Annotated in this window: 12 protein-coding genes and 1 rRNA gene; 8 read left to right on the forward strand and 5 right to left on the reverse strand. The window is 67.9% G+C overall.

Annotation, left to right across the window (positions count from 1 at the left end):
- Window positions 1–58 precede the first annotated feature (58 nt).
- From rrf to HIR79_RS04280, 7 genes are all read left to right on the forward strand, one after another.
- Window positions 59–174 (forward strand): 5S ribosomal RNA (gene rrf / locus HIR79_RS04250).
- A gap of 355 nt (window positions 175–529) precedes the next feature.
- Window positions 530–1,219: a tRNA (guanine(46)-N(7))-methyltransferase TrmB gene (gene trmB, locus HIR79_RS04255; RefSeq protein WP_169957337.1), complete on the forward strand. Its 690-nt coding sequence runs from the start codon at window positions 530–532 to the stop codon at window positions 1,217–1,219.
- A 63-nt stretch (window positions 1,220–1,282) separates the two neighbouring features.
- Window positions 1,283–2,722, forward strand: a complete 1,440-nt coding sequence (gene dacB, locus HIR79_RS04260) for a D-alanyl-D-alanine carboxypeptidase/D-alanyl-D-alanine endopeptidase (RefSeq protein WP_169957340.1) — start codon at window positions 1,283–1,285, stop codon at window positions 2,720–2,722.
- A 31-nt stretch (window positions 2,723–2,753) separates the two neighbouring features.
- On the forward strand, window positions 2,754–3,125 hold the full coding sequence (locus HIR79_RS04265) for a diacylglycerol kinase (RefSeq protein ID WP_169957344.1): 372 nt from the start codon (window positions 2,754–2,756) through the stop codon (window positions 3,123–3,125).
- 79 nt (window positions 3,126–3,204) lie between these two features.
- Entirely contained in the window at window positions 3,205–6,186 is a 2,982-nt protein-coding gene (gene glnE, locus HIR79_RS04270) for a bifunctional [glutamate--ammonia ligase]-adenylyl-L-tyrosine phosphorylase/[glutamate--ammonia-ligase] adenylyltransferase (protein ID WP_169957347.1), read from the forward strand.
- A 381-nt stretch (window positions 6,187–6,567) separates the two neighbouring features.
- Window positions 6,568–7,887 carry an IS1380 family transposase gene (locus tag HIR79_RS04275; RefSeq protein WP_119023480.1) on the forward strand — a complete coding sequence of 440 codons (1,320 nt, stop codon included), beginning with the start codon at window positions 6,568–6,570 and terminating at the stop codon, window positions 7,885–7,887.
- A 265-nt stretch (window positions 7,888–8,152) separates the two neighbouring features.
- On the forward strand, window positions 8,153–9,562 hold the full coding sequence (locus HIR79_RS04280) for an ABC transporter substrate-binding protein (RefSeq protein ID WP_249322247.1): 1,410 nt from the start codon (window positions 8,153–8,155) through the stop codon (window positions 9,560–9,562).
- Window positions 9,563–9,587: 25 nt separating this feature from the next.
- On the opposite strand, the gene HIR79_RS04285 is transcribed toward HIR79_RS04280, so the two are convergent.
- Window positions 9,588–10,394: an SDR family NAD(P)-dependent oxidoreductase gene (locus HIR79_RS04285; protein ID WP_169957349.1), complete on the reverse strand. Its 807-nt coding sequence runs from the start codon at window positions 10,392–10,394 to the stop codon at window positions 9,588–9,590.
- A 408-nt stretch (window positions 10,395–10,802) separates the two neighbouring features.
- On the opposite strand from HIR79_RS04285, the gene aroQ reads away from it, so the two are divergent.
- Window positions 10,803–11,246, forward strand: coding sequence for a type II 3-dehydroquinate dehydratase (aroQ, locus tag HIR79_RS04290; protein ID WP_169957352.1), 444 nt, complete (start codon window positions 10,803–10,805; stop codon window positions 11,244–11,246).
- Between the two features lie 9 nt (window positions 11,247–11,255).
- On the opposite strand, the gene HIR79_RS04295 is transcribed toward aroQ, so the two are convergent.
- From HIR79_RS04295 to HIR79_RS04310, 4 genes are all read right to left on the reverse strand, one after another.
- Entirely contained in the window at window positions 11,256–11,699 is a 444-nt protein-coding gene (locus HIR79_RS04295) for a hypothetical protein (RefSeq protein WP_169957355.1), read from the reverse strand.
- A 99-nt stretch (window positions 11,700–11,798) separates the two neighbouring features.
- Window positions 11,799–12,113 carry an AzlD family protein gene (locus HIR79_RS04300; RefSeq protein ID WP_119023717.1) on the reverse strand — a complete coding sequence of 105 codons (315 nt, stop codon included), beginning with the start codon at window positions 12,111–12,113 and terminating at the stop codon, window positions 11,799–11,801.
- Window positions 12,113–12,823, reverse strand: a complete 711-nt coding sequence (locus HIR79_RS04305) for an AzlC family ABC transporter permease (protein WP_169957358.1) — start codon at window positions 12,821–12,823, stop codon at window positions 12,113–12,115. Before HIR79_RS04305 ends, HIR79_RS04300 begins: the two co-directional genes overlap by 1 nt.
- Window positions 12,820–13,815 carry an LLM class flavin-dependent oxidoreductase gene (locus HIR79_RS04310; protein WP_169957361.1) on the reverse strand — a complete coding sequence of 332 codons (996 nt, stop codon included), beginning with the start codon at window positions 13,813–13,815 and terminating at the stop codon, window positions 12,820–12,822. Before HIR79_RS04310 ends, HIR79_RS04305 begins: the two co-directional genes overlap by 4 nt.
- Between the last annotated feature and the right edge of the window lie 61 nt (window positions 13,816–13,876).

The raw sequence follows: 13,876 nt of genomic DNA on the forward strand, positions 1-13,876 counted from the left end.
AGATGACAGCGGATACGCAAGAGACGTCTCGACGTCAGCATGATTCACCCCCTTTTCGCCTGACGACCATAGCGTGCGTGAACCACCTGATCCCATGCCGAACTCAGCAGTGAAACCGCTCAGCGCCGATGGTAGTGTGGGGTCTCCCCATGTGAGAGTAGGTCATCGTCAGGCACTTATATAGAAAAGCCCCGATCATCACGAGATGGTCGGGGCTTTTCGCATGGCCCCACCGTGTCGAGCCGGGGGTCTCCTCATGGAGAGTCCCGGAGTGCCGGCCAGATCATCGTCAGGCACCTTTTCAGAAACCCCAGCCCTATGGCTGGGGTTTCGTCGTTCTGGGGGTCTCCCCATGGAGAGTCCCGGAGTGCCGGCCCCCGGAGCGCCGGCCGGATCATCGTCAGGCACTTATAGAGAAAAGCCCCGATCATCGCGAGATGGTCGGGGTTTTTCGCATTTCTGGCGGTCATGCGGCCATCATGCCGGACTGATAGAATCATCCCCTTGTTTCGTGTCGTGGCCGATCACCATGCAATGCAGTTCCCGCTCCATCGTCACCAACCAGCCCGGGCCCCACGAGGACCTGAGCCGGCGTGTGGCACGCGCCCTGGCGCACCCGCTGCGCAAGCCGGTGGCAGAGCACACTCGCCAGGCCTTTGAGGCGGCTCGGACATGGCGTGCCGCGCGGCCCGACATGCCGCTGATTCTGGACGCCGGCTGCGGAGTGGGGCTCTCCACCCGCCGCCTGGCGGAGCGCTTTGCCAACCATGCGGTGATCGGCGTGGATCGCAGCGAGAGCCGCCTGACCCGCGAGCATGGCCCGCTGCCCGACAACGCCCTGCTGGTGCGCGCCGACCTGGTGGACTTCTGGCGCCTGGCGCTGGCCGATGGCTGGCGGCCCGTGCGCCACTACCTGCTCTACCCCAATCCCTACCCCAAGGCGGCCCATCTCAAGATGCGCTGGCAGGGCCACCCGGTCCTTCCGGTGATCCTGGCCCTTGGCGGGCGCCTGGAGCTGCGCTCCAACTGGCGGCTCTATGTGGAGGAGTTCGCCCTGGCCGTGGCCCAGGCCACCGGCCGCAAGGCCGAGGTCGGGCCCCATGTGCCGGGGAATGATTTCCTGACTCCCTTCGAGCAGAAGTACCATGTCAGCGGACAGCCGCTATGGAAGCTGGTGGTGGAGCTGCCCCATGATCCCGGCCTCGTCCCGATCTCGTGACGCTGGCTCCCTCGATATCCAGCCACTGATATCCCCCTACTGATCCAACCCCGCGGTGTTGCCATGTGTCGTCGTCTGTCGAAACTGCTTCTCTTCCTGGCCTGCCTGCTGCCGGTGACTGCCCAGGCCTCGGGCTTCACCCAGCTGGGCCGGCTGGCCGACAAGGGCTTCCTGATCAGCGCCGAGGCGCGCCTGATCGATGAGGGAACGGTGCTGGGGGCCATCGAGGCCGATCGCCAGCTCTCGCCGGCGTCGGTGACCAAGAGCTACCTGGCCGCCGCGGCGCTGGATCGTTGGGGCCCCCAGCATCGCTTCACCACCCGGCTGCTCGCCGAGTCGCGCCCGGACGGCGATGGCGTGCTGTCGGGCGACCTGATCCTCGACGGCGGCGGCGACCCGGCGCTGACCACCGAGGACCTGTGGCGGCTGGTACAGCGCCTGCACCAGGCCGGGGTACGCGAGGTGGAGGGGCGGCTGCTGGTCAGCCAGTGGCGCTTCGGCCCGGTGGAGTGCATCACCACCGACCGCTGCCAGGCCCGCGATCGCACGGCCAACGCCTACAGCGCGCTGCTCTCCTCGGCGGGGGTCAACTATGGCAGCTGGTGCGTCAGCGTGGCACCCGGCGCTGCCTCCGGGCAGCCGGCCCGGGTGACCGGCTGCGACAGCCAGGCGGCCATTCTCGAGATCGACAACCGCGTGGAGACCCGGCCGGACAACAGCGGCACCGAGCTGCGCGCCGAGCGCATCACCCGCAACGGCCATGATGTCATGGTGCTCAGCGGCCAGATCTCCACCAATGCCCGTCCCCGGGACATCTACCGGGGCAGCTCCGATCCCGCCGACCAGATGGCCAGGACCCTGCTGGCGATGCTCGACCAGGCCGGCATCGCGGTGCGCGGCGGGGTCGAGACCACCCTGGCCGAGCCGCCTGCCGGCGCCCGGTCGCTGGCCGAAGTCGAGGGCAAGCCGCTGCAGGAGCTGCTGCTGCGGGTGATGAACTACTCCAACAACTTCATGGCCGACATCCTCGCCCTGAACCTGGTGGAGACCCCCCGCGCCGATCTGCGCCTCGGCGGTGCGGCCATCGAGGCGTTCGTGGCCGGCATCCCGGACCACGGCCCGGTGACCCTGCTCAGCGGCAGCGGCCTGACCACCGAGAACCGCACCTCGGCCCGTGGCGCCAATGCGCTGCTGGAGAGCATGTTCCACCGTCCGTCGCTGTTCCCGAGCTTCGTGGCGACCCTGCAGTCCCCCGGCAACGGGGTGATGCGCTCCATCCGCCGCGGGTCGCCGACCTTCCAGCACCACGTCATGCTCAAGACCGGCACCCTCAACCAGCCGGTGGCGGTGCGGGCGGTGAGCGGCTACTTCCGCACGCGCAGCGGGCGCTGGGGGGTGTTCACCGCGCTGGTCAACGGCACCGGCAGCACCCCCTACCTGAGCTGGTCCGAGGTGCTGGATCCGCTATCGGTGGACCTCGAGCGAATGATCGACAACCATTGAGCCCCCTGGCCTCCACCCAAAGGATCCCCCGATGAAGCCCGGACATACCGGTTGGCGCCACCTGGTGCACTCCACCCGCTACTCCCTCAAGGGGCTCAAGGCCGCCTGGCGCCATGAGTCGGCCTTCCGTCAGGAGCTGGCCCTCTGCGTACTGCTGCTGCCGCTGGCCTGGTGGGTCGGCCAGGGGCCGGTGGAGTGGATCCTGCTGGTGGGCAGCTGCCTGCTGGTGCTGGTGGTGGAGCTGATCAACAGCGCCATCGAGAGCGTGGTGGACCGCATCGGTCCCGAGCACCACGAGCTCTCCGGACGCGCCAAGGACCTGGGCTCCGCGGCGGTGATGGTGTCGCTGGCCCTGGCCGGACTCACCTGGCTGCTGCTGGCCGGGCAGAAGCTGTTCGGCTGAGTCGCTCGTCGCTCCGGGTGCCCATGGCGTTCGCGCTTCGCTATGCTGGGGGCATTCGCCACCCGGATGCGAGACGCCCATGCCCCTGCCCGATGACTTCCTGCCGCTGATCGATATTCCCGAGCCCCTCAAGGCGCCCCTGACGCGTACCCGGGAGCGGCTGGCCGAGGCGCTGGCCCAGGCCGACCACCTGGCCGGCATGACCGGTCGCGAGTCGCCCCTGGAAGACTGGCAGGGCCTCTCCGAGCCGCGCCGCGAGCAGCTGGCTCGGGTGCTGGCGATCTCGGAGTTCGTGGCCGAGACCCTGGTGCGCTACCCGGAGTGGCTGCTGCACCTGGATGCCAGCGGGGAACTGGACGTCGCCCCCGACGCGGAGAGCCTGCGCGACTGGCTCGAGGAGCGCCTGGAGGCGGCCGAGGACGAGGCCGCCATGCAGGCCGCCATTCGCCGCTTTCGCCGCGCGCGGATGACCGGCATCGTGTGGCGCGACCTCACCCGGCCCGAAGGCACCGACATGTGGGCCACCGCCGCCGCGGTGTCGCGCCTGGCCGAGGTGTGCCTGGAGGGGGCGCTCACCTGGCTGGAGCGCTTCCTCGCGCCGCGCTGGGGCCGGCCCGCCCTGCGCCGCGACGGCAGCGAACAGCGCCTGGTGGTGCTGGGCATGGGCAAGCTCGGTGCCGGCGAACTCAACCTCTCCTCCGATATCGACCTGATCTTCGCCTTCCCCGAGAACGGCGAGACCGAGGGCGGGCGCAAGTCCCTGGCGCACCAGGAGTACTTCACCAAGCTGGGACAGCGGCTGATCGGCGCCCTGGATGCGGTGACCGCCGACGGCTTCGCCTTCCGGGTCGACATGCGCCTGCGTCCGCTGGGCGACGGAGGCCCCCTGGTGGGCAACTTCAGCTCCCTGGCCAGCTACTACCAGGACCAGGGGCGCGAGTGGGAGCGCTACGCCATGCTCAAGGCGCGCCCGGTGGCCGGCGACCTGGACGCCGGGGCCGAGCTGCTGGCCAGCCTGCGCCCCTTCGTCTATCGCCGCTACCTCGACTTCGGGGCCATCGAGTCGCTGCGCGAGCTCAAGGGCATGATCAACCGCGAGGTGCGCCGCAAGGGCATGGAGGGCAACATCAAGCTCGGCCCTGGCGGCATCCGCGAGGTGGAGTTCGTGGTGCAGGCCTTCCAGCTGATTCGCGGCGGGCGCGACACCGAGCTCCAGGTCACCTCGCTGAAGAGCGCCCTGGAACGGCTGCCGGCGCTGGGCCTGCTGCCCGTCGCGGTGGTCGAGGAGCTCATCCCGGACTACGTCTTCCTGCGCGACCTGGAACACGCGCTGCAGGCGCTGGAGGATCGCCAGACCCAGAGCCTGCCCGACGATGACCTCGACCGCGAGCGGGTGGCCCTGGCCCTGGACATGGAGGACTGGCCGGCGCTGATGGCCAGGCTCGACGAGGTCCGCGCCCGGATCCGCCAGCACTTCGATGCGGTGATCGCCGACCCCGAAGAGGAGGTCGAGGAGGCGTCGGAGGAGGCGGCCGGCGGCATCGCCCTGGAGCAGTGGCGGGCGCTGTGGCGCGGCGAGCTCGACGAGGAGGAGGTCAGCGTGCTGCTGGAGGAGACCGGCTTCGCGGAGAGTGCCACCGCGGCACGGCGGATCGCCTCGCTCTACCACTCCCGCCAGGTCCAGACCATGCAGCGCATCGGCTTCGAGCGCCTGGAGGCCCTGATGCCGCTGCTGCTCGACGCCGTGGCCGAGAGCGAGGCGCCCGACACGGCGCTGGAGCGGGTGCTGCCGCTGATCGAGGCGGTGCTGCGGCGCACCGCCTACCTGGCGCTGCTGCGCGAGAACCCCGAGGCGCTGGGCCACCTGATGACGCTCTGCGCGGCGAGCCCCTGGATCGCCGAGCAGCTGGCCCGCTACCCGATCCTGCTCGACGAGCTGCTCACCCCCGAGACCCTCTACACCCCCGCCGACAAGGCGCGCCTCGCCGACGAGCTGCGCCAGACCCTGGCGCGGATTCCCGAGGAGGACGAGGAGGCCCAGCTCGAGGCGCTGCGGGTCTTCAAGCACGCCCAGACCCTGCACGTGGCCGCCTCCGACATCGCCGGTACCCGCCACCTGATGAAGGTGAGCGACTACCTCACCTATATCGCCGAGGTGATCCTCGAGGCGGTGCTGGCCATGGCCTGGAAGCACCTGACCCGCAAGCACGGCGTCCCGGAGCGGGCCGACGGCAGCCGCGCCGGCGCCGAGCCAGACTTCCTGATCGTCGGCTACGGCAAGCTCGGCGGCATCGAGCTGGGCTACGGCTCGGACCTGGACCTGGTGTTCATCCACGACGGCGCCACTCAGGGCAGCACCGATGGCCAGCGCCCCCTGGACAACGCCGTCTTCTTCACCCGGCTGGGGCAGCGCATCATCCACCTGCTCACCGCGGTGACTCCCGCCGGCACCCTCTACGAGGTGGACATGCGCCTGCGCCCCTCCGGCAACTCGGGGCTGCTGGTCAGCTCGCTGGCCGCCTTCGCCGACTACCAGCGTCGCGATGCCTGGACCTGGGAGCACCAGGCGCTGGTGCGTGCCCGGGTGGTGGCGGGGCATCCGCGCCTGGTCGAGGGCTTCGACGCCATCCGGCGCGAGGTCCTCGGCCGCGAACGCGACGCCGAGGCGCTGCGTGAGGAGGTGGTCAAGATGCGCCACAAGATGCGCGACCACCTGGGCGGCAAGAGCGGGGAGGGGGAGTTCGACCTCAAGCACGACCCCGGCGGCATGGTCGATATCGAGTTCCTCTGCCAGTACGCCGTGCTCGCCATGGGTCACGAGGCCCCGGAGCTGCTGCAGTGGAGCGATAACATGCGCATCCTCGAGACCCTGGAGGCCGCCGAGCGCCTCCCGGCCAAGGAGTGCCAGCGCCTGCGCGAGGCCTACCTGGCCCTGCGCAGCAGTGCCCACCGCGCCTCGCTGACCCGCGAGCCCGCCCGGGGACGCAGCGACGCCTTCCAGGACCACCGCCGGGTGGTGATCGAGGCCTGGCAGCGGCTGCTGGAGCCGCCGACGCCCTGACCCTCGGCAGGTGAGGTGCCTGCCCACCTGCCCGCTGGCCCCTCGCCAATGCCTGCCCCGGCCGTCTCGACGGCCGGGGCTTTTCTCGTGTTGCGTCACCCTCGGGCCGCCATGGGGAAAATAACCAGATTGGATATTTCACCCCCCAAGCGCCGTTGCCGCGAGCTCTTGCCAGCCCATAAGCTGCATTCACCCTGACGGGCAGCAGGCCCGCTCAGCCACGCAACGCCAGATTGCCATTACAACAGCCTATTACAACAACGGGTGACAACATGTTCTACAAGACAGCGCTAGCCTGGATATTGCACCGGAAATGAAAAAGGCGGCTGAAAATCGGTTATAATTCAAGCTCCTACACAAGAATCAACCGCCTCAGCCGCCATGACAAAATGTACCACGCCGTCCGCCTCCTTTCCACGCTGCAAAGGTCGTCAGATCATCGCCCGTTTTGATGGCGGTGATGTCACTTCTGACGGCGGTATCCTGCTGTTGCGGCAGCTCGATCGCGAGATGGGCCTGACCTGCGCCGTCGCTCGCCGACTCAGCGACGAGCGCGACGCTCAGCGCTGCCTGCACCGCACCGAAACCCTGGTCCGGCAGCGCGTGTTCGGCCTGGCACTGGGCTATGAGGATCTCAATGACCACCATGCGTTGCGTCACGATATCGCCCTGCAGACCGCCGTCGATACCGATGGCGTGCTGGCCAGTCAGTCCACCTTGTGCCGCTTCGAGCAGCAAGCTGACCGGGACTGGGCGATCACCATCCACGAGGAGATGATCGAGCAGTTCATCCGCTCGTTCCGGCGGCCACCCAAGAAGCCGCTCTACCTCGACTTCGATGCTACCGACGATCGGGTGCATGGCCAGCAGCTCGGGCGGCACTTCAACGGCTACTACAACCACTACATCTTCCTGCCGCTGTTCGTGTTCTGTGGCGACCAGCTGCTGGTCAGCTACCTGCGTCCGGCCTCGCTGGATGCCGCTCACCACGCCGGTGCCATCCTCGCTCTGTTGGTCCGGCGGCTGCGCCAGGCGTGGCCTGAGGTGAAGATCGTCTTCCGAGGCGACAGCGGCTTCTGCCGTCCGCTGATCCTCAACTGGTGTGACCGCCATGGCGTCGATTACATCATCGGCCTCGCCGGCAACAAGCGCTTGGCCAAGCTGGCTCTGGACATCGACTACGAATCGGCCATCCGCTTCGAGAAGAGCTGGGAGAAGGAACGTGTCTTCGGCTTCATCGAGTACGCTGCCAAGAGCTGGAAGGAGCGTCGACGAAGGGTGATCGTCAAGTCCGAGACCAGCCGGCGTGGCTTCAACACCCGCTACGTGGTCACCAGCCTGCGCGGCTGCAGCGCCGAGTGGCTCTATGACCACCGCTACTGTGCCCGGGGCGAGATGGAGAACCGCATCAAGGAGCAGCAGTTCCTGTTCTCCGACCGCACCAGCTGCCACGAGTGGTGGCCCAACCAGTACCGGCTACTGCTCTCGGGGCTGGCCTATCTGCTTCTGGAACGACTGCGTCGGATTTACCTCAAGCGCACCGCCTTCGCCCAGGCCCAGGTCAATACCATCCGCCTGAAGCTGCTGAAGATCGGCGCCGTCATCACTCGCAACACGCGCACGATTCGGCTGATGTTGAGCAGCCAGTACCCGGAGCAGGACCTCTTCCTGAAGCTGGCTGGCAAACTGGTGCCTGGGTAGCGCCGCGGCGTGCTGTCCCCGGCACAGAAAACACATGGGGGTTGGGGGCAGTGCGTCTTGAACTCAGTAATTTGATCAATATGTAGCCAATTTCAGGCCCGGAGAGGGATCACACTCTCCGGGCCTGAAACCTGAGAGCGTCTGGCCGGCCCGGTGCAATATCCGGGCCAAGCGCGGGATAGAGAGCATCATCAAGCGCGGGCTGATCCTGTCACGGCCCAGGACGAAATCGGGCAAGTCGGTCTCCCTGCACCCCTCGCCGATTATGATCGAGGAGTGGGAGGCCTATGCACACCGGATCAAGGGCCTGCTGGGCCCCCTGTTCGGCGTGGACCCCGAGTCGGAGACCGGGCGCCGGATCTTCCTCGATGCGGCCGCGACGGATCGCGTGATCTCACCGCCGGCGGTGCTCTCGGCGCGGCTTGAACTGAAGGGCGGGCTGCGTGGGCTCATCCACGCCGATCCCACCTTCATGGCGATGCACAATCTCAAGCAGCAGCTGGAATCCATCTTCGGCCTGGAGATTCACAACTCCGCCCGGTCCATCGATGACCTGCTGGAGGCGATCCTCACCAATGCCGGCCGGGCGAAGTCCCGCTACGACCTGGTGGCCTGCGACCTGCCCTGGTTCGGCGAGCTGGCCTCGAAGGGCATCCTGATGCCGCTCGACCGCTTCATCCGGCGCGATGCCTTCGACCTCTCCGACTTCCATCCTGTCGCCGTGCAGAGCACGCGATACGCCGGCCAACAATACGGCATTCCCCTGCAGACCACCCCGGAACTGCTCTGCTACCGGAAGGACATCCTCGAGGAGGCTCAGCTCGAGCCGCCGACGACGACCGAGGCGCTGATCAAGGCGGCCAGGCGGCTGCACGATCCCGCCAGGGGGCGCTATGGCATTGCCTGGAATGCCGCGCGCGGCACGCCGCTGGGCCATACCTTCAGCTTCCTGATGGCCAAGTTCGGCCAGCCGATCGTCAACCTTCGCCGCGACGAGAAGGGCTACGATTTCCAGCAGGCCTCCGGAGAGGAGCTGCGGCCGATGTTCCTGTCGGATGCCGCCTACCGGGCCTGCGAGTACATGCTGGACATCCTCAAGTACTCGCCACCCAATATCCTCAACATGGCGTGGTACGAGCGCGCCCAGTCCTATGCCAGCGGCGAATCCTGCATGGCCTACTGCTACACGCTGCTGGCGCCGCTCATCGAGTTCGATCGCCAGTCACCGGCCTGGGGCAAGACGGGCTACCTGCCGCACCCGATCGGCAACCATGGCCGCGCCATCACCCCGATCGGGGGCTATGCCCTGGCCATTCCCGCCAACCTCTCCGAGGAGCGTATCGAGGGCGTCTGGACGGCCCTGCGCCACCTGACCTCGGCCAACATGTCCAAGCTCTATATCCTGAACGGCAGCCTGGTGACGCCGCGCTTCAGCGTCAGCCGCGACCCGGAGGTCTCGGCGCTGTCGCCGCTGATCGGGATCGTGGATGATATGGCGAGGCAGGACATCCTGCAGGCCTGGCCGAGGCCTCCCGTGCCGGGCATCACCGACCTGATCAGCATCGCCGGACACGAGATCTTCGAGGTGCTGGACGGGCGGCGCTCCATCAAGAAGGCCCTGTCCTTGGCGCAGGACAGGGCCGATCGAGTGATGCGGGACAGGGGATTCTACTGAGCCATCGGCGTGCTTCCCGGTGGCATCACTGCAGGATCATGCCGCCGTCGATCATCAGCAGCTGGCCGGTCATGTAGTCCGATTCGGGGCTGGCCAGGAAGGAGGCCGTGCCGACCACGTCTTCCGGGTAGGAGTAGCGCTTCATCAGGATCATCTTCTCGGCGAGCTCGTCCATGGACTGGCCCTGCTTGTCGAACTTGCCGATGCTGACCAGGTCCTTGTCGAGCTGTTCCCACAGCTCGGTGCGCACCACGCCGGGGCCATAGCCGTTGACGGTGATGTTGTGGTCGACCAGCGCCTTGGCGCCGCCGTTGATCATGGCCAGCACCGCGTGCTTGCTGCAGGAGTAGGGCACCACGTCATCGAAGGCCTGGCGGGAGAGGATGGAGCCCACATTGAGGATCTTGTAGGGGCCGTTCTCCTTGCCCTGCGCGATCATCTGCTTGGCGGCTTCCTGCATACCGAGCAGGCAGCCCAGCGCATTGACGTCCATGATTTGATGCCAGTTCTCCTCGGTGATGTCGAGGAACATCAGCGGCTTGTTGATGCCGGCATTGTTGACCATGACGTTGAGGCTGCCGAAGGCATCGACGGTGGCCTGAACGGCCGCCTTCACCTGGCCACGATCGGTGACGTTGAGCTTGACCGCGATGGCCTTGCCGCCGTCCCTTGCGTTGATGCGCTGGGCCACTTCCTCGCAGCCCTCGATGTTCAGGTCGGCCACGCAGACGTTGGCACCCTGGGCGGCATAATGTTCGGCAACGGCCGCGCCCATGCCGCGTGCGGCGCCGGTAATCAGGCAGTTCTTTCCTGCCAAGCGAGTCTTGTCCATCGGGTCACCTCTTTGGAGTTGTTGAAGGCGAAGGCATGGCGACATGCCATGTCGATTGTTGACCCCTGCATCGGGAGGCCGGGCTGGGCGTTGCGGTTGACGCTTGCGCTGCCGGGCATGAATGCCCTGCATCACGAGGTCCCGCCGTCGCCTTGCTGATCCGCATTGTCGGCAGGGCAGGGAGGAATTCACAGCGGGGGCAGGGGCCAATCTGACCAGATTGGATGTTTCGGAGTGGAGAGGCCGTTTCGGCTAAGGGCGCCGCTTTTGCCGCCGGATGGGGGAGGGAAGGATGCCGATTCGCTGCCTTGCAACCCGAGGGGCCGCGACACACAATCAGCCGATCGAGGAGCGGCGCCCTGGCGGCCTTCCTGGACACTCGGATTTCATGGTGTGGGAGACTGACGGATGAGTCAGCGCAAGATACTGGTACTGCACGGCCCCAACCTCAACCTGCTGGGCACCCGGCAGCCGGAGATCTACGGCCACGAGACCCTCGAGGACATCAACAACGGGCTCTATGAGCGGGCGGCGCTGGAGGGCTGGGAAATCACCTGCAGGCAGAGCAACCACGAGGGGGAGCTGATCGACTGGATCCAGGCGGCACGCCTGGATGGCACCGCCGCCATCATCATCAACCCGGCGGCCTACACCCATACCTCGGTGGCGATCCTCGATGCCCTCAACGCCTTCGAGGGGAGGGTGATCGAGGTGCATCTCTCCAACGTCCACCAGCGCGAGAGCTTTCGCCACCACTCCTACGTCTCGCTACGCGCCGACGGGGTGATCGCAGGGCTCGGCAGCCAGGGCTATCGCGCCGCTCTGGAGGCGGTGATGCGCCAGCCCGGCTGAGGCCGGGCGTCAGTCGCGGCGAGGCTCGCGCTGGGCCGGGTCATCGCCCCTGGCCTCGTCGCCCTTCACCACATAGTCCCCCTCCAGCACCTGCTGTTCGCGGTAGCTGCCGTCGGCGCCGCGGGTCTCGCGGTAGCGGGTCTCCCGGTAGTGGAAGCCGCTGCCGACGTCCTCGGCCTGGTCGGCGCGCATCTTCTCCATGCGCTTCTTGAGCCGGTAGCGCAGCAGCGGCATCAGCGCCCAGCCGAGCAGCAGAAAGAACAGCCCCAGCACCATGGCGACGATCATCATGGCGCCGAACAGCAGCCAGGCCAGCAGCATCTTCAGGCTGTCCAGCAGGCCGCCGCTGCGCCGCTGCCGGGCGCGCTGCTGCCACGCCTGGGCGGTGCGCCAGGCGACGTTGTGCTGGAAGTCTCGGCGCGGGTCCTGATCGGGACCTCGGGAATCGGACATCACTCTCTCCGTTGGGCGGCGCACGGCGCCGCAGGACATGGTGCCCCGCAAAGGGCTGCCCCTTGGAAAGCGCGCGGGGCGCTTCGTTCCGAGGATGGATCAGGATGCGACCAGGCGCCACAGCGCGGCGGTGAGGATGCCGGCGGTGATCGCCGGCAGTGGCTTGCGCAGCGCCAGCATCACCACAGCCGTGGCGATCAGCGCCATTCGGGCGCCGCCGTCGCCGTTCACGGCCATGGGGGTGATCACCGCCACCAGCACCGAACCGGCCATGGCGTTGATGAAGCGCTCCACCCGCGGTCCGATGGGCACCCGGGCCATCACGAAGACCCCGCCGGCGCGGGTCAGGTAGGTGGTCAGCGCCATGATCAGAATGGCCAGCAGCACGCCGCCGTTGGCGGCCGTCAGGGTCATCATCTCCTCTCCTTGGCCGCGGGAGGCAGCAGCAGGCCCACCAGGCCGCCGGCCAGGGCCCCGACGATTACATGGGCGTGGGGCGGCAGCCAGGCCATCGCCGCCAGGGCGGCGATGGCCGCGGCACCCCAGGGCAGCAGCACCCCGGGGTCGCGCTTGTCACCCACCAGCATGGCCAGCAGGAAGCAGCCCATGATGGCGTCGAGCCCGAAGCGCTCGGGCTCGCCGATGCCGCTGCCGAAGGCCACGCCGAGACCGGTGCCGATCATCCAGGTGATCCACAGCGCCAGCCCGCCGCCCACCAGGATGCCCAGGCGTGCCGCCGGGGAGCCACCGCTCATGGCCATGGCCCAGTTGGCATCGCTGAGCAGGATCAGGCTGGCGTAGCGCCGTCCGGCAGGCAGCTCGCGCAGGTGGGGGTAGAAGGCGGCGCCCATCAGCAGGTGGCGGGCGTTGATCGCCAGGGTGATGGCCACCAGCGGCACCAGCGGGATGCTGTCGTCCCACAGCTCGAGGGTGGCGAACTGGGCGGCGCCGGCGAACACCAGGCCGCTCATCAGCAGGGTCTCCAGGCCGGATAGCCCCTGCTGCAGGGCCGCGACCCCGAAGGCGAGCCCGAAGACGATGACGAACAGCGACAGCGGGGCCATGCGGCGGAAGCCCTCGACCAGATGGCCGACCCCCGATCGAGACGCGGCCGGTTCGGTCATGAACGCCACACCTCGGCGACGATCTCGTAGCTTCTCAGGCGGTCCTCCAGGGCGAACACATCGGTATTGAGCATCAGCTCGTCGGCGCCGGTCTGCGCGAGGAAGGCCTCCAGCCCCTCGCGCACGGTCTCGGGGCCGCCGACGATGGCCGCCCCCAGGAACTGCTGCAGCTGGCTCTCCTCCAGGGGCGTCATCGCCAGATGCTCCACCGGCGGCTTCGCGCAGGTGCGCTGGCCGCGGATCATGCCCAGGAACTTCTGGCGAGCGGTGGTGGCGAGATACTCGGCCATGGCGTCATTCTCGGCGGCGATCACCGGCAGGCCGACCATGGCGTGGGGCCGCTCGAGCACCGCGGAGGGTCGGAAATTGTCGCGGTAGAGGCGCAGCGCCTCGAACAGGTAGCCCGGGGCGAACTGGGCGGCAAAGGCGAAGGGCAGCCCCAGGCGAGCGGCCAACTGGGCGCTGTAGCCGCTGGAGCCGAGCAGCCAGATCGGCACCTTGGTGCCCTGGCCGGGCACCGCACGCACCCGCTGGCCGGGCCGCTCGTCATCCAGGAAGCCCTGCAGCTCCTCGAGCCGCTGGGGGAAGTCCTCGACGCCGGCATAGGGATCCCGGCGCATGGCGGCCATGGTGGCGCCGTCGGAGCCCGGTGCGCGACCCAGGCCCAGGTCGATGCGCCCGGGGTAGAGGGTCTCCAGGGTCCCGAACTGCTCGGCGATCACCAGGGGCGGGTGGTTGGGCAGCATGATGCCGCCGCTGCCCACCCGGATGCGCCGGGTGGCGCCCGCCACGTGGCCGATCAGCACGGCGGTGGCGGCGCTGGCGATGCCCTCGATGCTGTGGTGCTCGGCGAGCCAGAAGCGGGTGTAGCCCAGCCGCTCGGTCAGCTGCGCCAGGGCGACGCTCTCCCGGAAGCTGTCCGCCGCGCTGCCACCCTCGCGGATCGGGGCAAGATCGAGTACGGAGAGAGGCGTGTCGGCGAGACGGGGCATGGTTCCTCCAGAATGTTAGCCTGCTGATGAAGCCTACCATGGGGGCCGCCGGACCGCCGTG

It is taken from the genome of Halomonas sp. PGE1, from assembly GCF_013000985.1.
Classification (GTDB): Bacteria; Pseudomonadota; Gammaproteobacteria; order Pseudomonadales; family Halomonadaceae; genus Halomonas; species Halomonas alkalicola.